Origin of the sequence: Pontibacter ramchanderi, from assembly GCF_002846395.1 — a bacterium.
Taxonomy (GTDB): Bacteria; Bacteroidota; Bacteroidia; order Cytophagales; family Hymenobacteraceae; genus Pontibacter; species Pontibacter ramchanderi.
On sequence record NZ_PJMU01000001.1, the window covers coordinates 1,591,956 to 1,611,883 of the forward strand.

14 protein-coding genes are annotated in these 19,928 nt (G+C 50.0%); 2 read left to right on the forward strand and 12 right to left on the reverse strand.

Going from position 1 to position 19,928, the window contains the following annotated elements; all coding sequences use genetic code 11:
* Nucleotides 1–71 precede the first annotated feature (71 nt).
* Complete coding sequence (locus tag BD749_RS06730; protein WP_101443542.1) at nt 72–395, forward strand: DUF3817 domain-containing protein; 324 nt, start codon at nt 72–74, stop codon at nt 393–395.
* A gap of 70 nt (nt 396–465) precedes the next feature.
* On the opposite strand, the gene BD749_RS06735 is transcribed toward BD749_RS06730, so the two are convergent.
* On the reverse strand, nt 466–1,473 hold the full coding sequence (locus BD749_RS06735) for a bile acid:sodium symporter family protein (protein ID WP_101443667.1): 1,008 nt from the start codon (nt 1,471–1,473) through the stop codon (nt 466–468).
* Between the two features lie 176 nt (nt 1,474–1,649).
* Nucleotides 1,650–3,623, reverse strand: coding sequence for a biosynthetic peptidoglycan transglycosylase (locus BD749_RS06740; protein WP_101443543.1), 1,974 nt, complete (start codon nt 3,621–3,623; stop codon nt 1,650–1,652).
* Between the two features lie 377 nt (nt 3,624–4,000).
* Between BD749_RS06740 and purB the strand changes: the two genes are divergently transcribed.
* Nucleotides 4,001–5,353 (forward strand): adenylosuccinate lyase, encoded by a 1,353-nt coding sequence (gene purB / locus BD749_RS06745; RefSeq protein WP_101443544.1) that lies wholly within the window; start codon nt 4,001–4,003, stop codon nt 5,351–5,353.
* A 75-nt stretch (nt 5,354–5,428) separates the two neighbouring features.
* On the opposite strand, the gene BD749_RS06750 is transcribed toward purB, so the two are convergent.
* From BD749_RS06750 to BD749_RS06795, 10 genes are all read right to left on the reverse strand, one after another.
* Nucleotides 5,429–7,855: a hypothetical protein gene (locus tag BD749_RS06750; RefSeq protein ID WP_143741236.1), complete on the reverse strand. Its 2,427-nt coding sequence runs from the start codon at nt 7,853–7,855 to the stop codon at nt 5,429–5,431.
* 29 nt (nt 7,856–7,884) lie between these two features.
* Complete coding sequence (locus BD749_RS06755; protein ID WP_101443546.1) at nt 7,885–9,033, reverse strand: DUF4249 domain-containing protein; 1,149 nt, start codon at nt 9,031–9,033, stop codon at nt 7,885–7,887.
* 6 nt (nt 9,034–9,039) lie between these two features.
* Nucleotides 9,040–11,820 carry a TonB-dependent receptor gene (locus BD749_RS06760; RefSeq protein ID WP_180336336.1) on the reverse strand — a complete coding sequence of 927 codons (2,781 nt, stop codon included), beginning with the start codon at nt 11,818–11,820 and terminating at the stop codon, nt 9,040–9,042.
* Nucleotides 11,821–11,872: 52 nt separating this feature from the next.
* On the reverse strand, nt 11,873–12,607 hold the full coding sequence (locus BD749_RS06765; protein ID WP_101443547.1) for a hypothetical protein: 735 nt from the start codon (nt 12,605–12,607) through the stop codon (nt 11,873–11,875).
* A 364-nt stretch (nt 12,608–12,971) separates the two neighbouring features.
* Nucleotides 12,972–14,123: a glycosyltransferase gene (locus BD749_RS06770; RefSeq protein ID WP_101443548.1), complete on the reverse strand. Its 1,152-nt coding sequence runs from the start codon at nt 14,121–14,123 to the stop codon at nt 12,972–12,974.
* On the reverse strand, nt 14,123–15,097 hold the full coding sequence (locus tag BD749_RS06775) for a glycosyltransferase family 2 protein (protein ID WP_101443549.1): 975 nt from the start codon (nt 15,095–15,097) through the stop codon (nt 14,123–14,125). Before BD749_RS06775 ends, BD749_RS06770 begins: the two co-directional genes overlap by 1 nt.
* Nucleotides 15,098–15,102: 5 nt before the next feature.
* A complete protein-coding gene (locus BD749_RS06780; protein WP_101443550.1) occupies nt 15,103–15,642 on the reverse strand; it encodes a DUF4199 domain-containing protein in 540 nt (179 codons plus the stop codon).
* Nucleotides 15,643–15,669: 27 nt separating this feature from the next.
* The gene (locus BD749_RS06785) at nt 15,670–16,179 is read right to left on the reverse strand and encodes a DUF4199 domain-containing protein (RefSeq protein WP_101443551.1); all 510 of its coding nucleotides are present in this window, start codon (nt 16,177–16,179) and stop codon (nt 15,670–15,672) included.
* 58 nt (nt 16,180–16,237) lie between these two features.
* Nucleotides 16,238–17,509 (reverse strand): dihydroorotase, encoded by a 1,272-nt coding sequence (locus BD749_RS06790; protein WP_101443552.1) that lies wholly within the window; start codon nt 17,507–17,509, stop codon nt 16,238–16,240.
* 1 nt (nt 17,510) lies between these two features.
* The gene (locus tag BD749_RS06795; RefSeq protein ID WP_180336337.1) at nt 17,511–19,520 is read right to left on the reverse strand and encodes a BatA domain-containing protein; all 2,010 of its coding nucleotides are present in this window, start codon (nt 19,518–19,520) and stop codon (nt 17,511–17,513) included.
* Nucleotides 19,521–19,928 lie beyond the last annotated feature (408 nt).

Sequence of the window (19,928 nt, forward strand, 5' to 3'; positions counted from 1 at the left end):
CATTCCAATGGCACGATTAGGGTTACTCAGCTGTTAAGTGCTAAATTGCAGCAGAACAAAAGCATTACAATATGAGAACCCCTATTTCAAGACTTCGCACCATTGGTATTTACGAAGGTATCTCTTACCTGCTCCTGCTAGGCATTGCCATGCCGATCAAGTACATGGCTGGTATACCTGAGGTAGTGAAGTATACAGGCTGGGCACACGGTGTACTGTTTGTGCTGTACATGATGTCGGTGCTGGAAGTGACCCTCACGCACAACTGGTCCATCAAAAAGGTAGCGGCTGCGGTAATTGCCTCACTTCTGCCATTCGGACCATTCATCTTAGATAAGAAGTTACTGAAAGACGAGGAAACTAAGAAAGAAGAGCCTGCCAGGCAGGTTGCATAATAACAACCCTCAACTATTTAGCCCAAAATATCAGAAAAGGCTGTCCACTTAGGGCAGCCTTTTTTACGTTCTACTCGCCTTTTACAGACAAGCCATACCTGCGGGCAATGGACTGTGCGATTACACTGGATGCCAGTAGCTGCAGCGCATGGTAAATCATGATCGGCAGCAGCATGATGCCTACCATGTTAGCATCAGGAAAAAGCACTTTGGCCATCACCGTGCCGTGCACCAGCGACTTTTTGGAGCCACAGAAAATGGCCGTAATGCGATCAGCAGGACTAAAGCCCATCAGTTGGCTGATTATATGCACAATGCCATACACCAAAATGAACAAGCCGATCATGGCCAGGCCGAGTAATAGCAGGTTGCCGATGCTATAACCGCTGAACATGTCGCGGGCAAAAGACTCACAGAACGAGGTATAGACGATCAGCAGAATAATAACCTGATCGGATAGGCGGAGCTGTTTGCGGTTGCGCTCTGCAAAAGCCCCCCAGTAGCGGTGCAGCACAATGCCCAAAGTAACCGGCAGTAGCACTTGCAACACCAGTTTGCCCATTACCTGCCCAATGTCGAAGTCACCGGAGCCGGCCGTCAGGTATAGCCCCATCCAGAGTGGCGTGACAAACACACCCACCAAACTCGAAATGCTGGCATTGAAAATAGCCGCCGGTATGTTACCTCCCGCTATCGATACCATCACTACCGAAGAGGACACCGTGGAGGGCAAAGCCGCCAGGTAAAAGGTTCCAAGCCAGAGCAGTTCATAGGATGTTCCTTCAAAAAAACCATGCAGCGGCATGATCAGGAGCGGGAAAAGCAGAAAGGTGGAAGCCTGCACCACCAGGTGAAGCCGCCAACTGCCAAGGCCCGCCCGGAGCTTTTCAGGACTAAGCCGCAGTCCGTAAAAGAAGAAGATCAGGGAAACGCCTATACCTGCCACATCTCCCAGCGAAAAAGGCTCGCGGTCTATACCACCCTCCGGCCAGAGCCAGGCCAGCACGATCATCCCGATCAGGGCCAGCAGAAACCAGTCGAAGCCGGCACGGGCGAGAAGTTCCTGTACGCTCCGCACCCCAAATCGAGGCTTGCTCACTTGGTGGTTCGGATCTTCGGGCAGGGGTGTCAGCGGTGTAGTCACAGGTTTACGTTAGTAAGGTGAAGGCGCAGGCCAGGTATAGACAGCCCCAAAACAAAACAACGGCCGACGCATTTGCAAGCTCCGGCCGTTGTTTCAAATATAGATTAGGTTTAAAAACCCAGCATGTCAATCGTTTCCAGTTCAAACTCAGTGGTGTCCTCGTAGTTGGCGTCCGGTGCCGTTACGATCAGGTCGCGGGCACGGCCATAAAGGCGCACATTCGGCTGCAGGTTTTCGTAATCGGCTTGCGAAATAAGCCCACGCCTTGCCATAATGCCACCAATCAAACGGTAGTAGCCGGACTTCCAGCTGCGCAGGTTGCCATAGCTGTCGAACGAAGACCGGTAGCGCTTCGGACTCGGGATGATGCTGGTCAGGAAAATGGACTCCGCCAGATTAAGCTCCGAGGGCTGCTTGCCGAAGTAAAAGCGAGAGGCATCCTTGGCGCCGTACACGTCTGGTCCCCACTCAATAATGTTCAGGTATATCTCGAACATCCGGTTTTTCGAAATGATCTTCTCGTTCTCGATCAGCCACACAATAATGGCCTCCTCCACTTTGCGCGATACCGTTTTTTTGCGGGTCAGGAACACGTTCTTGACCAGCTGCATCGAAATGGTACTTCCGCCGCGCACAAACTCGCGGCTTTTGATGTTGGTGGCGATTGCCTGCCGGAAAGCCTCTTCATGGAAACCCTTGTGACTGTAGAAACCAGCGTCTTCGGCTGTAAGCACGGCATTGCGCAGGTAGGGCGAAATTTGGTTGAGCGGTGCGTAGAATGGGTTAGCCGGACCTACCATGAACGTGCGGATAGGCTTGCCATACTCATACATGGTGTGCATAAACGGCCCTTTCAGCTTGTCGAGGTTCGCTTTGCCCCATTTTACTACCTTAAAATCGTCCGAGGCATCCAGGTCAGAATCGAACACCACACGCTCTACGCTGTCGAGGTCGACATGGAATTTCATTTTATACTGTAGCTTTCCCTCGGCCTGTATACCTTCCAGTGTCTCGAACAGTCCGGTTGGCAGCGATTCGAAAAAGTCGTTGGCGGGCAGTTCCTCGGTGCGTACTTTCAGGTCAATGATCTTGGAGTTGGCATTGTTGTAAGAGGCATACACGTTCGCACGGGCTCTGTTTACGCGCACCTCCGTCAGGCTATCCACCACAAACAGGTTCTTCCCAAGCGACACCACATAGTTTACGGCACCCTCACGCAGGAAAATATCCTCGTCAGCCAGTTTCTCGTGGTTCACCGTCAGGTTATTTACCATGGCACTCCCCTTCACAGTGAGCTTATCACGGCGATAGCGCTTTTCCGTCATGCCCAGATGCAAGGTGTCGAAGGCCACCTTTCCGCTGAATTTCTCCTGAACATAGGGTAGCCGGATACCCAGCGTATCGGAAGTGTAAAAGCTGGCCTTGATGTTGTAGTCACGCGGGTCGATAGTGCCTTTCACAAACATATTGTTGGTAAGGGAGTCGGTGCGAATGGCTACCTCAGATGCTATATTACCATCCTCTATCGTCAGGAAAGGCATTTTGACATCTATCACACGGCTGGGCGAGGTATAGGAAACGTTCAGGTTATTAAAATGTACCTGATCCGGCACATTGTCGAAAGCCGTTTCGAGCACTCTGTTGAGCAGTTCGCCGTAATTGCGACCACCCTTGGCGGTTGTGTCAACGGGCTGCGTACTGTCTTTCCTGAAAAGGAAGGAAAAATTGTTCTGGTCTCCGTTTTTAACTGCCGTGAGGTAGCCATTGGCCACATTGAGTTCGCGCAGTACAATGCGCCCTTTGATAAGGGAGCGAAAGCTCACGGTGGCGTGCACGCTATCGGTTTTAAAAAGCTGCGGCTGACCGTGTGGGACCAAGGTTATGTTGCTCAGCACCACTGAGGTAAGTCCGTTAAAGGCGGCATTGCCGATGTTAAAATCCACGGGGTAGCGGCCTTCCACTTTTTCTACCACACGGTTTACGGTATAGCTAAGCAGGCTACTCCTAAAAGCGAACAGGGCAATTATGAGGATCAGGAAAAGGCCCAGCACTGCGCCAACTCCAATCAGTATTCTTTTTTTCAATCGCTGGTTCAAAATATCAAGGTGCGAATTACGCCAATTAGATTGAGTATCAAAATATAGTGCCCATATAATATAGCACTTCTTCACGCATACGTAATTCCGTATGGTTCGTGTTATCTAACCCGCATACGACCGCAGCCGGATTTGGATGTACAGATAAACACTTCGCTGTGCTTCCCTCTGCAAAAACAAGACCAATCATTTCATTTACAACACCTTACAATACACAAACAGCAGGAATAGCGCATACGTTCTTTTAACACTTCGTCGCGCATCTTAGGCCCAGAGCAGCGCTTAATAGTTGTGAAATAGCTACTTGCTTATTTGGCTCACGATGGCTTTACACTTATCTTTGACCAACGAAACATTCTTTTTGCATGAATCTGACATCACTTACGGCCATATCTCCGGTGGATGGCCGCTACCGCCGCAACACAACAGAGTTAGCAGCCTATTTTTCTGAATTCGGACTGATCCGCTACCGTGTGCTGGTGGAAGTGGAGTATTTTATAGCCCTTTGTGAGCTCCCGCTGCCACAATTGGCCGCAGTGCCGCCTTATCAGTTTCAGGAACTGCGGGCCATTTATGAGCAATTCTCTGAGGCGGACGCGCTGCGCATCAAGGAAACGGAAAAGACCACGAACCATGATGTAAAGGCTGTGGAATATTTCATCAAAGAGAAGTTCGACACACTCGGCCTCAGCCAGTACAAAGAGTTTATCCATTTTGGCCTCACCTCGCAGGATGTGAACAACACCGCTATTCCGCTCTCGTTGCGCGAGGCCGATGATCGTGTGCTGATGCCGTTGTACCAGCAGCTGCACCAAACGCTGGTAGAACTAGCGCATACCTGGAAAGACATTCCCATGCTGGCCCACACCCACGGGCAACCGGCTTCCCCTACCCGCTTGGGCAAAGAGATCATGGTGTTTGCCGAGCGCCTCGAAGCACAGATGGACCAGGTGCGTCAGGTGCCTTTTTCAGCCAAGTTTGGCGGTGCGACGGGCAACTTCAACGCCCACCACGTGGCTTACCCGGATGTGAACTGGCCTGAGTTCGGCAACCGCTTTGTGCAGGAGGCCCTGGGTCTGCGCCGCAGCCAATACACCACCCAAATCGAGCATTACGACAACATGGCTGCTTATTTCGACGGCATCAAGCGCCTTAACACCATCCTGATCGACTTTTCGCGCGATGTATGGCAGTATGTGTCGATGGGGTATTTCAAGCAGAAGATCAAAGCCGGCGAAGTTGGCTCTTCGGCCATGCCGCATAAAGTAAACCCCATCGATTTTGAGAACGCCGAAGGCAACCTAGGTATAGCCAACGCCGTGTTGGAGCACTTGTCTGCCAAGCTCCCAATCTCCCGCCTGCAGCGCGACCTCACCGACTCTACCGTCCTGCGCAACATTGGTGTGCCACTGGCGCATGTGGTAATCGCCCTGAAGTCGCTGGAGCGCGGCATTGGCAAACTGGAGCTGAACGAGGCTGCGCTGCGCCATCACCTGGAAGAAAACTGGGCTGTCGTGGCAGAAGGCATTCAAACCGTGCTGCGCCGCGAAGGCTACCCACAGCCCTACGAAGCGCTGAAGGACCTGACCCGTAAAAACGAAAAGATCACCGAGCAGACTATCTCCAGCTTTATTGACACGCTGCAGGTAAGCGACGCCATCAAGGCTGAGCTTAAAAAGATAAGCCCTTATACCTATACCGGTGTGCAGCTGCTCTAAGGTATAGCCGACCCCATAAAGAAAAGCCCCTGCCGGTAGTATCCGGCAGGGGCTTTTCTTTATGGGGTCGGTTTATCACTGTTTTTGAGCTACCGGACCGTTCACTTTTATTTGCTGTAGCTGATAGCCCGTTTCTCCTGAAGCCGTAATACCCTGCACCACCACCAGGTAGGTACCTGGTTGATCGGAGGTATAGAAACTGACCTGCTCTGCTTTGCCTGGCTCTATTTGAATGTTGGGTGCCCAGTGTAGCAGGTTTCTGAAATCGGCTAGTCGGCTGCTTTTCTGCTCCGGCGTGTCGTAGGCCGGGGCATAGAACTCCCGCTGCTGCTGCAATCCTTCATAGGCCTGCATCAAGGCGCGGGCATCCAGGTTAAAACCTGCCAGGTCGCCTGAGTAGGTTTGGTAACTCACCAGGCCTTCGTAGGTCAGCGGGCCATGGAAGAAACGGCTCGCCACCACATCCAGCTGCTTTACTTTAAGGGGGTCGAAGGCCATGATCTTATCGATGTTGAACACGGGCACGCCATCCAGCAGCACCATCGGGTTTTGGCGGAAAATTGATTTGTAAGGGCGGTTCATCACCATAAAATGGAAGCTGCGCCCGCGTGTTCGCACCTGCACGCCTTGCACATATTCCCGCATCACCTCCTCCATTACTTTAAAGCGCTTGTAGTCATCGAGCTGGTAACTCTCCAGTGGCTGCCCGTAAAAGGCCGAGCTGTCTATACCTGGCGTATGAAACCTGTTGCGGTAAGCACCATAATAGGCGTGCTCCAGCTGCACCTGCAAGTGGCGCTCGGTTATATCGCCCACCCTCGACTCGGGGAGCTGGAGCGGTGCGTGAGCAGCCGTAAAGCGCGTCGAAAAAGGGCTGAGCAGCTCAAAATGGTAAGTGCTGTCTTTGGTAAAGTCAGTTTGCAGCACCAGGTCCTTGTTGCCATAAAAGTCTTTCAGCTCGAACAATAGTCGGCCGGCTGCATCACTCTGGGCGTTGTAAAAACGGATGGGCTTGCCAGGTGACGCCAGGTAGGTCATAATGCCCGGAGCGGGTTGGCCTGAAGCTTTGTGTGTAAGTTTTCCGAAGAGCAGATGTCCGTGGTTTTCTGGCAAATAGGAAGGTGTTGCAGGCTCTTTCCCCAGCACGTCATCCCACGTAAAGCGGCTCCACCCATGCGTCAGCATCAGGTTATCCAGAGCCTGTAGGTCGGTTTTGCCTGCGTTAGAAAAATAATAAGCGGGGTTCTCAATTGCTCCTTTCAGATCAGACTCGAGCCACAGGTAGCTGGCAATGTGGGCTTGTGGCGCCATTTGCAGCGAATCCAATTTGTACACAGCCATTGATGCGTTGGCCAGCGCTTCGGAAGCAGACTGTAAATCGACCTGCACACGCTCGCGCAGGTTGTACTGTTGCTGTGGCACCGCAACCTTCAAAGCCAACTCTCTTGTCGGGTGCTTGAAGTACAGGCGCTCGCTCACTGGCTGGCCCGCTGTGTTAAACACCGTAAAGTGCGTAATGCCGTCTGCCAGATCTGCTTTGCTTACTCTGAACACACACTTTCCATTTTGCAGCAGTGCTTTCTCAGAGCTTACCACCTGCTGGCGCGTATGCCCCATCAGGTATACCTGTTCATCCGCCTTGCCTGCCGACTGTACCGCAATGTGCACGTAGTCGGCCGTAGTATCTGTTAATTGCAAGGTATAGCCGCGTTCGTGTATCTGCGGCAGGGCCTGTTCCAGAGTGCCACCATCCGGCAACTGGAGTTTTACGGTATAGCGTTTACCTATCTCTGGCGTAAACGCAAAGCGGCCTATCCCAAATCTGTGCGGCGCAAAATCAACAACCTTGTTACCATCCTGATCAAGCACCTCTCCCGCCAGCATGGCTCCTTTGCCGCTCTTCCCATCGGTTATTTTAAAAGCAACGTTACCCTTTATACCTGCCAGTAAATTTCCTCCTTCCGGAAAGAACTGCAAGGTATAGGCTTTTGCTTTCAGGGCCTCCTGCTTCGGCAGTTGCTCAAAGGTGTTGATAATGGATACCTGCTGCTGAAAGTAAAACGCCGGATCAAAGTTCTTCATCCAACTGGTATATGCCCGCACAGTATAGTTACCGGTTTGGAGTGTAGTCGGTAACTGAAAGTAACCGTTCCCTACGCCATCTTTCATGGCAACTTTGGCTTGCAAGGCGGGCTTTTGGTCAGCGTCCAGCAACTCTACATACGTTACCTTGCTCATGTCGAGCGGGCGGTGCAGGCTGCCGTCTACGTTGTATACCTTAAACCATAGCTCATCGCCGCAGGCATACACCGGTCTGTCGATGTGCAGGTATAGCTTCTCCTGCAGCGCTGCTTGCCGGTGCTTCTGCAGGTTGCTGAGTGCCTCATGCTGTTGGCCAGACTGTGCGTTTACAGTTGCTATACCTAGCGCCAGGAAAAGCAGGGTACAGAGCGTATACCTTCTTCTGCCGGATCGGGATAGATTATGTTGAGAGGAATTCATCGTTCTAGTTGGTCGGTTCAGGTATGGCATTACTCCCAATAAGCTGGTTTAACATTAGAGCCCTGTACTGTACAGTCCACGCACGCACGTGTGCCGTAGGTATAGCCGATCGGACCGGGGCCAGTGCCATAGATTTCATCCACAGGCAACAGGTAACCTCCTGTAAAGCGCTCATGCACTTCACCCGAAGCGATCATCACAGTATCAATCTCACAAGTGGGAAAATAGAGTCGCCAATCGCGAGGGAGGTCGCGGCTGTCTATAAAGATTCTTTTCGTTTCCATGGTCGTAGCCGACAGATACCCGATAACTGTTTCACTGGGGTTTGAAAGGCTGCGGATATTACTGGTCAGCTGCGATGGAAGCGGGTCGAAAAGGGTGCCGATGTTCTCCGTGTTCTTTTTGAGCATCTCCTGGTATTCGTACGCGTCACGCGTCAGTGCGTACTGCTTCACCAGTATGCTGTACTTCATGCTGACCTTCTCTGAATTATAAGGTATGGAGAGTAGCCTGTAGTCACTGATCCTGTCTTCGCTCAGTTTCACAGATGATCCTATTTCAACCCGGGTAGAGTTCTCTGATTTCCAGCAAACGGAAATAGGGGCATCACTCGGTTCGCGAAAACGCACCTCGCCTTTATCGTAGATCAGGACGGAGTGAAAAGCGGGCCGGAACTGCCAGGTTTGCTCGTATTCCCATTTGTAGTACTGTGTTTTATTATTCGGATCGTGAGAGTTCACAAAGATTTTCACCTCCCCGTCCTCTGCCTTCCATCGAACATCCCCGATCGTAGGGCTTGACTTCACTTCCACGTAGTCTGAAGCGTATTCGCTACCTGACCTGGTACGGATATAGAGCTTATACTTTGTGTCTTGCCTTAGCTGCAGATTAGGGTGCATGTAAGTACCGCCCCCTGTCTCATGCAAGCCGAACCGCTCCCCGTTCTCTGACTCTACTATCACGGTAGCGTTTGTCTCAGCGGGGGGAGTTCCTGTATCGTTTAAGTTTTGGGTACGGAGCAATTGTATGGTCGTGGGGGCATTGGCATTCAGGAAGCCGTTTACTACCAGAAAGCTACTGGTTGTTTCCTTCACCTCAGGAAAGTAAGGTTCTACGCAGCCACTGAAAACAAGCATTATAAGCCAGACGATTGGGTTTTTCCAGTTCCGGATATTCATATCGATTTAAAACTTAAAGTTATAGGTGATGGTCGGGATCGGGTGCCCGAAAATGGACATCTTATAACCCTTGATTTGCCCTTTCTGAGACTTAAAGTATACAGAGTACGGGTTCTTGCGGCCAGTCAGGTTGTAGACGGCCAGCGTCCAGGAACTGTGCGCTAGCTTTGCTATCTTATGATTACCCTCAATGTTCAGAGCCAGATCTACGCGGTAGTAGTCCGGAATGCGGTACTCGTTGCGGTCAGAGTACAGAATACGGTGGGAGCCGCCATCGTAATACTTGGCAAGCGGCAGCGTAATAGGCCGCCCGGTGCTGTAGGTAAAGTTGAGTGAGGTACTGAAACGCTGACTGAAGCGGTAGTTGCTGATCATGGTCAGGTCATGGGGCTTGTCGAAATTGCTGGCGTACCATTCACCTCTGTTTATCACTTCCGACACTGTAGGGTCGTTGAGGCGTACCAGAGTACGCGAATAGGTATAGCTGACCCAGCCGTTTAGTTTACCCGTTGCTTTCTTGAGCATCAGTTCCACCCCATAGGCTTTGCCTTCGGCATTGGCTACATCTGTCTCGATGTGGTGGTTCATGATAATATTGGCTCCACTCCTGTAGTCCAGGAAATCCTGCATCCATTTGTAGTAAGCTTCTGCCGAGAACTCGATGGTATTGGCACGCAGGTTACGATAATAGCCAATTGCCACCTGGTCGCCTACTTGTGGCTTGATGTTGCTGTCGCTTAGCTTCCAGGTATCGGTTGGGGCCATGGTGGCGGTATTGGAGAGCATGTGCACATATTGGCGCAGCCTGTTGAAGCTCACTTTAACAGATGAGTTGTCAGACAGCACGTAGCGGGCCGAAAGCCTGAACTCCGGGCCGTGATAGGTGGCAATGGATTTGCCGCTGCCATAGGAAACAGTGTCCACGATCGTACTCAGCGACTTGGGCAAACCCGGTGCATATTGCAGCACGTCACGCTGACCAAGCGCCGTAAAGAAAGAGTAGCGCAAGCCGGCCGAGATGGAAAGCCGCTGGCTCACGTCATAGCGGTCAGACAGGTACAGCGCACTCTCAATGGCCTTCTCCTGCTGCAGTTTATCTGCTTTAATTAGCGATTCGCTGTGGTTCGGCACCAAGCTGCCCGGGTTTACTTCGTAGCGTATGGCACTGGCACCAAAATCAAGGGTATGCTTAGAGTCAGGGAAGTAATTAAAATCCACCTGCATCCCTGTCTGGCTGATTCCGAACTCCATCACAGCTGCGTTCGCCGCGTTTTCGTCATTCGAAATATCATAGCCGTAGTGGCTGTAGGTACCTGTTACCACACTGTATAGTTTGTTGTGAAAATTGTGCTTCCACTTCAGGCTGGCATTCTGGTTCTGAAAACGATAGAGCGTGTCGGCTGCTAGTTTAAAACGGTCTTTGCTCAGGTAGCCGGTCAGGTAGAGGCTGTTCTTCTCGTTAATTTCGTGGCTGATGTGCGTGTTAACATCATAGAATGAAGCCTCGCTGTTACTGAACGACTTATTGGGAATCTTCTTGAGCAGCCAGTCGGAGTAGGTGGAGCGACCGCCCACCAGAATAGAGGTTTTATCTTTTATGATTGGCCCTTCCAGTGTCAAACGGCTCGTCAGCAGGCCGATGCCACCCGCACCACTGAACTGCTTTTTATTGCCCTCTCTGGAGGTCACTTCCAGCACCGACGACAGACGACCGCCATAGCGGGCAGGTACGGCACTCTTGTAAAGCTCCACCGATTTGATCACATCCGGGTTGAAGGCGGAGAAGAAACCAAACAAGTGCGAGGGGTTGTAAATAGTAGCATCGTTCAGCAGGATCAGGTTCTGGTCAGTGGAACCGCCCCGCACGTTCATACCGGTACTTCCCTCCCCCACTGATTTCACGCCGGGCAGCGTCAACACGACTCTAAGAATATCTGTTTCGCCAAATGCCGTTGGCACCTGCTTGATCGTGCGGATGTCCAGGCGTTCCATACCCATCTGCAGGCCGGTCACATTGCGGTCTTTCTCAGCTTCCACGAGCACTTCTTTCAGCGAGCGAATGTCCTCCTCCACTTCAATATCCAGTTTGCCGTCGCTGTGCAGTATCACCTGGCGCTTTGTATTCTTAAGCCCCACCGCCCGGATGTTCAACTCGTGCCGCCCTACCGGGAGCGATAGCGAGTAATAGCCATACTGGTCAGAAGCCGTGCCAATAGAAGGGGACTCAATATAGATGTGGGCACCTATGATTGGTTCTCCTGTATTGGCATCGCGCAAGGTGCCCGCTAAATTCGCCCGACCACTCTTACTGGCATTAGGCGTACCTATTTCATACAGCTTTACCTCCGATTGAATCCTCTTCCGGTTGTTCTGCTGCGGCAGGTATGCGGGCGCAGCAAGTTGGCTGCTTCTGCTGGCCTCTTGCTCATCTTTAAAAAAGTTGGAAGGCAGGCTGGTAATGATCGGGTTTTGCCGTGTGATAAAGATCTGGCGCTGCTCCGTGATGGCAAATTTGTAGTCAGTACCATTCAGGATCTGCGCAAGCACCAGATTCAGAGGTTCTCCATTCACCTCCAGATCCACTACAATGCTATCGGCTACGGCCTGTTCATAGTAGAACTTGTAAGGCAACCGGGTCTCCAGTCGCTGCACGAAATCCTGGAAAGTCAGGTTGCGGAATGAACCGGTAATGAGCGGAGCCTCGTTCCGCTGCTGGGCCTGCAATGTTGCCGTTGTGCAAAGGAAGCAACACAGCACCAGCAAAATTGCTCTGTAAAAATGGGTCATAAGAAAGGAAGAGAGCTTGAACAGATTTTGGATTGATCGGAAACTTGCCTGATTATTGACGGAGCGTGTCGTAGTGCTCCGCAGTTTTCCTGATTGCATATTCCCGCTCTTTTTTGAAGCGGAGTCTATTGGCCTTGGCAAATTTATTCAGGGGCTTTTTCTGATCACGCAGCACCCGCATAACAGAACGCTTGTTGCTTACAGGATGGTAAATGCCGTCTTTCACAAGGTAAAATTTACTGGCATCCCGATACTCTCCCTCCATGCCTTCGGTGCTTGCACGCTCAAATAGTGTTTTCTCACGTTTCATTAACACCTGTGTTTCTCCGCTGTAGAGCAGGTCATAAAAGCCCGATTGTATGGAAAGTCCAGTTGTGCTGTCTGGCTCGATTCTGACAAAGGTATGCCCATGAAGCTTGAAGGACTCAATGCGGTTCTTTACCAGCCGTTGCGGCTGCCCGCTCCCATGGTTCACAATGATGAGTTCATCCTGCATCAGGTCGTAAAGCATCGGTACCTCTTTAAACCAGGCTCCGTCGTACTTTACTGTCCCGTTCTGGTATACCTTATCCTGATAGAATTGATGCCCCTTAACGTAAGACTTTACTGGCACAAAATACTCCGTGCCGTTATACAGGTGAGCGTGTACCCCGATTGCAGTTTTATACTGTTTCAACGCATCATCAACAGCACTACCTACAAAACTGGTATCAGTCTGAGCGAAAATCGTGAATGGAAGAAGGTTAAATAGAAAAACAAGCTTCAGGTAAGCAAAACTTTTGCGCATAATAATTAGGTGGCTTCACAGCGAATACAAACATTAAATATAGCGTTTGTTTGATGTTATGACAAACGACTGAATAAATTATTTCAATAAATATTATATCATATCTAACCAAAGTTTGCTGATACGCTCACCAGAAATATAACATAACTTACATTCCTTTTGTAGCTCTATTAGCCACACAGTACATACCTTATCATATATCCTATTTCATTTCGGCTTTAATGACCATTTGCCGCAACATATACTTTGGCTTTTTTTATGAAGCTGAGAGGCTCAAATTTCAGCGTGAATATGACGGGATTGCATTAAACTACATCTATTAGAGCAGGAAACTAAACTGGTATCGGGGTAAGTAAAGTAATGACTAAGGCTTTACCTTCGCCGCTAACTCGTATACTGCGGCTACAAACCTGCTCCAACTGAAGCGTTGCTTGTACCGGGCTATGTTCTGGGCGTAAATCTCGTTCCTGCCATTATTATAAAAATCGAGTATAGCTGCGGCGATTTCCTGTGGTTGCGGCGCCACTACATAGCCTACTTCTCCGTGCGGCACCAGTTCTGCAAGGCCACCTACATGGGTCACTACCATGGGCTTGTTAAAATGGTAGGCAACCTGTGTTACACCGCTTTGGGTTGCGTGTTTGTAGGGCTGCACCACCAAGTCAGCCGCGCAGAAATAGTGTCGCACCTCGGCATTCGGTATAAAATCTGTGCGGAGCACCAGTTTATCCTGCAGCCCGTGTTTTTCGATCAGGTCGTGGTATGGTTTAGCTTCTTCGTAAAACTCGCCGGCGATCAGGAGTTTCAAGTCAGGTATAGCCTGCAACGCAGGTATAGCCATGGCCTCGAGCAGCAGGTCGAGCCCTTTGTATGCCCGGATGAAGCCAAAAAAGAGCAGGTATTTAAAATTCAGATCGAGGCCAAGAGCAGTGCAGGCTTCGGCTTTACTTTCGGCGAGGCCAAAGTTGTCGTAGAGCGGATGCGGCAGGTATAGACTGGGTTTATTTGGCTCAAAGAGCTTCAGATCCTGCTGCACAGCACGCGACATGGTCAGGAAGCCATGGCAGGCACTCAAAAAGTACTTGGTGAAAGGTACATCGCCGGGTCGCTTCTCGTGCGGCACCACATTATCGGTAATGGCCAGGATGCGGCTATACCTGTTGCGGCCGATCAAGCGGGCAATAGTGCCCAAAGCAGGCCCCATGAAAGGGAGCCAATACCTGAAAATAACCAGATCCGGTTTCCGATGCCGAATGTAGTTCCCGGTTCGCACCCAACTGATAGGGTTAACTGAATTGATCAGCGGTTTAATGTTGATGCCTTCGGGAGCGGGCTCGTTGGTAAACTGACTTTTGCCGGGAAAAAGAAAGGAAGGATACTGCAGGCTGAACGAAACGATCTCTACCTCATCACCGGCTTCCTGAAAGGCCCCGGCCAGGCGCTCGTTGAAAGTGGACATGCCCCCGCCCCGCAGCGGATGCGCAGGCCCCACGATGACAATACGCCTCCCTGCCATTATTTTTTGATCAAACCTGCCCGGTCCCGGATCAGGTACTCATTCTTCTTGCTTGAGGTCATGGACATCATCTCGGCCAGAAAACCCGCCAAAAAGAGCTGCACACCCAAAATAACCGCTACCAGCGACAGATAGAACAAGGGCTGGTCTACCACATCGCGCACCCGACCCTCCGGGTATAGCGTGAACACCTTCTGTATGATAAGCCATAAGGTTATGCCCAAGCCGACTACAAACGATAAGGTGCCCAGCGTACCGAAAAAGTGCATGGGGCGCTTTTTGAAACGGCTGACAAAGGTAATGGAAAGCAGATCCAGGAAACCGTATACAAAGCGCTCTAAACCGAACTTGGTGGTGCCATACTTACGCTCCTGGTGCTGCACCACTTTTTCGCCGATGCGCGTAAAGCCGTGCCATTTGGCAATAACCGGTATATAGCGGTGCATCTCGCCGTGCACTTCGATGCTTTTCACCAGCAACTGACGGTAGGCTTTGAGCCCGCAGTTAAAGTCGTGCAGCTTTATACCTGACAGACGTCGGGTCGCGGCGTTAAAAAATTTTGTTGGGATGGTTTTGCTGAGGGGGTCAAATCGCTTCTGTTTCCATCCCGACACCAGATCGAAGCGCTGGTGCTTGATCATGTCATACAGGGCTGGTATTTCCTCCGGGCTATCCTGCAGGTCGGCATCCATGGTGATGACCACTTCGCCAGTGCAGCGCTTGAAACCTTCGTTAAGCGCGGCGGATTTGCCGTAGTTACGGTTAAAGCTAATGCCTTTTACCGTATTATCCTCGGCAGACAATTCTGTGATCACATCCCAGGAGCGGTCTGTACTGCCATCGTCTACCAGGATGATCTCATACGTAAAACTATGTGCGTGCATCACACGCTTGATCCAACGGACCAGTTCAGGCAGCGATTCCTCTTCGTTTAAAAGAGGAACCACCACTGATATATCATAAGGGTATTGCATGTTTTTTATTCAAACTCCGGACGCTTGTGCTTCATCACGGCGGCAATTATAAGCGATAGGATAAGCCCCGAAAAGAAGGCATTGGTAACGGCACTCGTCAACTGCTTTACAGGTGTGAACGAGGCCATCACTTCTTCGCGCTGGCTGTCAAGCACAGACTCATCAACACCAAAGGAAGCCATCTGCTCCATTGTGGCTTCAACCAGCTTCTCAGGCACACCCGGATCAATAAACTGGATGTAAAGCATACTGAACAGGCCGGAGATGATCCCCGCAATGATAGACACCATGATGCCGAGCCCAAGACCCTGCCCATAGGTCATATAGCCAGCATTTTGTTTTTTAAACTCTTTGAGGGCTAGAACGATACCTAAAACCGAAATGACGATCGAAACCAGCAGGGCTACAAAAAAATTGCCGTAGCTTTCAGTTATGTAATTGATAGCAGCAAATACAATGTACAGCAGGCCAGTCAGCAAGCCATACTTTACAGCAACCGCATAAATCGAAGGTTTGGATTCGAATTGAGAAGAGGAGTCCATCATAGGGTTTAAGGTTTATGTGAAGATGAATTATTTCCTGAAAAACACAGCGGCTACCACCGAAAACATCGCCCCCACTACCATCCTGCCCAAAAAGTCATGCGTGGCCAGCATACTCGGCGATAGATTATCAAGCTCCTGATAGGCCTTTTCAAAGTTCTCTTCGCCCAGCAACTTGACCTGTGCTTCCCGGCTCTGGTCCAGCAATGCTCTCAGTTCGACTACATGCTGCTGAATGATCTCTGGTCCTACCAGGTATAGCATCAGGTATAGGAGCATAGCCGCGCTCAGTGCCGTATAAAAAGTAACCGAAAGGCTTACGCGTACTCCCTTCCAGAACCCGATTTCGGCATCGTGGAACCGCTTGAAATAGCGTAGCCCCATAAAGATGAAAACAGGCAGAGGAAGATAGCTCCAACGCCCTGCATCTCCCAGCGCGTTGTACCCCATCAGGTATAAGGCCAGTAAGATCACAAAAGAAGCCAAGCCGCACAGTACGCCATAGCGCACCCCCACCCTCACAATAGTTTGATTCAGCATTTGATACACGCTTATTTAAGCCAGCCAGGTCGCTGTCAGAAATATAGCTCTAAATATATTAAAAAGAATGATTAAGTACTAGTTGTCCCTTGTTGACTATCCCAATTACCTTACCTGTCAACTCTTGGCCCATGAAGGGAGAATTTTTGGATTTAGACCGGATACTTTCAATTGTCGGCTTCCACTTCAGGTCTGGGTTAAAAAGAGTGAGACAAGCAGCTTCCCCTTCGGCAATACTACAAGCTGGCAGGCGCAGAATCTGACGCGGCATAGCAGTCAATTTTTCGATTAAGATTTCCAGAGCCAGCGTGTTGCGAGTGGTACTATTCGCCACGGCAAAGGCTGTTTCCAGGTTAATGATCCCAAATTCGGCCAGATCAAACTCCAGTTTCTTGCTTTCAGTATCCTGTGGCTGGTGCCCGGACACGACGGCATCGATGGTGCCGTCAGCGAGTCCCTGCAAAATCGCCTCTCTGTCTGCTTCGCTTCTGAAGGGGGGAGACACTTTAAAATTGGTGTCAAATGGCGCGATGGTGGCGTCAGTGAAAGCCAACTGATAACTCGCTACATCGCAGGTCACCTGTAAGCCCTTGGCCTTGGCCTGCCGAATAGCATTTACAGCAGCTGCCGTTGAGATAAGCGAGAAGTGTAGGCGCCCGCCTGTATACTCGAGCAGCTGCAGGTCGCGTGTTACCATGACTTCTTCTGCTAGAGCAGGTATACCTTTCATACCAAGCTGCGTGCTCACAATTCCTTCGTGCATCTGCCCGTATTCCGCCAGGCGTGTATGTTCCGGACGGTTCATCAGTATACCATCAAAAGGCTGCAGGTATTGCAAGGCTTTTACGATCACTTCAGCTCCCTGCACCGGCTTTGCTCCGTCACTAAAAGCAGCGGCTCCTGCGCGTTGCAGATCGATCATCTCGGTTAGTTCCTTGCCCTGTGTGTCTACTGTAACGGCACCGACTGGCAACAAATTAACAGATAGGCTCGCCGCTTTGGCTTTTAGAAAATGGATAGCACCCTTTGTCTGAACAATTGGCTGCACATTAGGCATGCACAGCACATCTGTAAAACCACCCGCTGCAGCAGCAGCAGCCAGCGATTCAATGTCCTCCTTATGCTCGAGCCCTGGCTCCCCTACCTGCGCGTACAGGTCGACCCAACCCGGCGAAACACAAAGTCCCTCCAACTCTATTGTCTGATCTGCCTGCTGCTGGTCGCCCCCTATCGAGGTGATCATACCATTCTCAATGAGTATGTTTTGTTGCTGAAGATGGAAAACGGATGAAGGATCGTAAATGCGGACTGCTTTAAGAAGAAGTTTCATGTTAGAGGAATCTGATTAGGGCTATTTCTGCCATCAAGAAAATCAGACACAATAATAGGCAATATTTCCAAAGCGTGACGCCAAAAAATCTTTTTTCGAACTCACTCTTTACCGTAAAAGTATCGCTGTAGTCATAAACATGTACCTGCTGCTGGCCTTTGGGCAGAAAACTTCTCAACTCAGCCGGACTATACTGGTCCAGCAATGATTCCTGTTTATCAAAATTAAAGGCGAAGCTACCCACAGTTTTTCCCTGGAGCTGTAACTCATAAAAACCCGCTTCCTCCAGGTCTGGTGGGACGTTGAACACAAGGCGTCCTCCTCTGATCTGTTGTTCAGGTATAAATACTGTACTGTCTTTAACCAATTTATAGATACTCTCACTTCCTGGCTGGCTTTGTGCAGGTATAGTAATGGACATGTTTTGCAACCGGTAAGCAATTTGCTGTTCCTGCTTGTAACTGCTTATAGCAAGTCGGTACATAACCGGAACGAACAGCGCATGATTGACCAGCTCGTTCTCCCTCGGATCCAGGGACGCAGCAAGCAAGAATACCTGTCCCTGTCCCCTATCGAAGCGCGACAAATAAGGCGTACCACCTCTGAATTTTAGGATATCTTCAGTAGAGCGGGACCACATCAACTTACGAACAGAGGCAGGCATTTGCATATTCGGGTCATAGTCCGCGAAAATAGTTTTGAAAAAAGGGTTGTCTCGATTGGGAATGGCAAGGGATGTCTTGCTATTGCCTCCTGCATTTAAACTAGCTGGTATACCTAACGTCTGCATCAAAGTAGTATAAGAAGCGCTCCTTTCAGTTGCCGACGGAATAACAGCTAACGTGCCACCAGACTTTACATAGGTTTCAAGAGTCGAAACTAGTGCAGCCGGAATCTCATCTATACCTTGTAGGACAATAAAATCCGAATTATCAAGCTGAGCATAATCAATGTTGCTAGGTGAAAAACGCTGTGTATGAAATAACGGTTCGTTTCGATACAAACGCTGCAGGGGACTAGAATCATCTAAGCTAATCTCAGTAATAGAAAGTTGCCTGGAAGGCTGCAGCACGAAATAATAAAAGTTATCAAATTCAACCGGGTAATCTTCCACTTCTACCCAAGCATGTTTGTTGCCCTTCCCCCTTATAGTAAAGCTAATAGGCATTTCAGTAACCTGTTTCGGAGGCAAGTCGATGCTCAAAGCGGCGATCTGCACATTATCGATCACTAACTTTACAGGGCAAGCAGGTATAGCTTTGTCTCCAGCATTGTATAGCCTTACATAAAGTATCCCTTCCGTATCAGAACGAACAAATTCATCAGCCAGGTATACCGTATCCACAAATACATTTGAAATATTATCTGCTTGTAAGGGCACAAGGTGATAAATGCGATTGCTATCAATCTTATTTAGGAAAGAAGGTTCAAAAAAAGACTTCTGGAAATCTGAAAATAGAAAAACATGCTCAGCAGCATCGTGATCAGCACCCATAACCTGATGACTAACAAAAGGCCGGGTGGAATGTGACATTTGGTCTAAAATATTAGTGGCATCGACTGTGCCAACTGTAGTCGCCCTACTGTAATTGGAATTGGTATTAACACTAATAGCGGTTGTAGATGGGAAAATATCCAATACACGCTTTGCCTGATCTGTCGCCACCGTTAACAGTGAAAAATCCTCATCGGCATGCATATTCTGCATACTTAAAGAATTATCCAGCGCAATGGTTACCTGAGTGAAATCAATAGGCTTTGAAGTATCGGATGCTGGCAAAAAGGGCTGTGCAAAAGCCAGAACAAGAAAAGAGACGAATAGAATACGGGAAATTAGGATAAGTAATTCCTTTAAGTTTCGCTGACTCGCCGTCAGATCTTTTGAAACCTGTATAAATTTAACATTACTAAATTCTATACGCTTAGCCCGACGTAGTTGAATCAGATGCAACAAGATCGGAATTAGAATAGCAGCTAGCGCCCACAAAAAGGAAGGGTATAGAAAAGCCATGTTAACAAGATAAAGTAGACGTCCTAAATATACAACGTTAACGATGAACGTTTGCATACGTTCTTCTTGATTGGAAAGAATAGATGCTCTAACTGTAAAGGCTCTAACAACTTATAATAAGATCCCAATTGCAGAATAAAGTGCAGCTTGCATCCTGGTTTCGACGGCGTGGCAGTCCCTCGGGGCGGTGGCAGCTGTTGTGGGGGCATGTCACGTGCTTGCCGGGGCGTGTCACGTGCTTGCCGGGGCGTGTCACGTGCTTGCCGGGGCGTGTCACGTGCTTGCCGGGGCGTGTCACGTGCTTGCCGGGGCGTGGCGGTGGGTGGTGGGTGTAAACGCAGGCAGCCCCTGACGCTTGGGGGCATCAGGGGCTGCTGTGGTGGGGTTGGCGGCCACCTACTCTCCCGG

Excerpts from the sequence above, each read along its gene's own strand:
- BD749_RS06730 (WP_101443542.1), top strand. The coding sequence starts at position 72 with ATGAGAACCCCTATTTCAAGACTTCGCACCATTGGTATTTACGAAGGT.
- purB (WP_101443544.1), top strand. The coding sequence starts at position 4,001 with ATGAATCTGACATCACTTACGGCCATATCTCCGGTGGATGGCCGCTAC.
- BD749_RS06750 (WP_143741236.1), bottom strand. The coding sequence starts at position 7,855 with ATGAATTCCTCTCAACATAATCTATCCCGATCCGGCAGAAGAAGGTAT.
- BD749_RS06755 (WP_101443546.1), bottom strand. The coding sequence starts at position 9,033 with ATGAATATCCGGAACTGGAAAAACCCAATCGTCTGGCTTATAATGCTT.
- BD749_RS06760 (WP_180336336.1), bottom strand. The coding sequence starts at position 11,820 with ATGACCCATTTTTACAGAGCAATTTTGCTGGTGCTGTGTTGCTTCCTT.
- BD749_RS06765 (WP_101443547.1), bottom strand. The coding sequence starts at position 12,607 with ATGCGCAAAAGTTTTGCTTACCTGAAGCTTGTTTTTCTATTTAACCTT.
- BD749_RS06770 (WP_101443548.1), bottom strand. The coding sequence starts at position 14,123 with ATGGCAGGGAGGCGTATTGTCATCGTGGGGCCTGCGCATCCGCTGCGG.
- BD749_RS06775 (WP_101443549.1), bottom strand. The coding sequence starts at position 15,097 with ATGCAATACCCTTATGATATATCAGTGGTGGTTCCTCTTTTAAACGAA.
- BD749_RS06780 (WP_101443550.1), bottom strand. The coding sequence starts at position 15,642 with ATGATGGACTCCTCTTCTCAATTCGAATCCAAACCTTCGATTTATGCG.
- BD749_RS06785 (WP_101443551.1), bottom strand. The coding sequence starts at position 16,179 with ATGCTGAATCAAACTATTGTGAGGGTGGGGGTGCGCTATGGCGTACTG.
- BD749_RS06790 (WP_101443552.1), bottom strand. The coding sequence starts at position 17,509 with ATGAAACTTCTTCTTAAAGCAGTCCGCATTTACGATCCTTCATCCGTT.
- BD749_RS06795 (WP_180336337.1), bottom strand. The coding sequence starts at position 19,520 with ATGGCTTTTCTATACCCTTCCTTTTTGTGGGCGCTAGCTGCTATTCTA.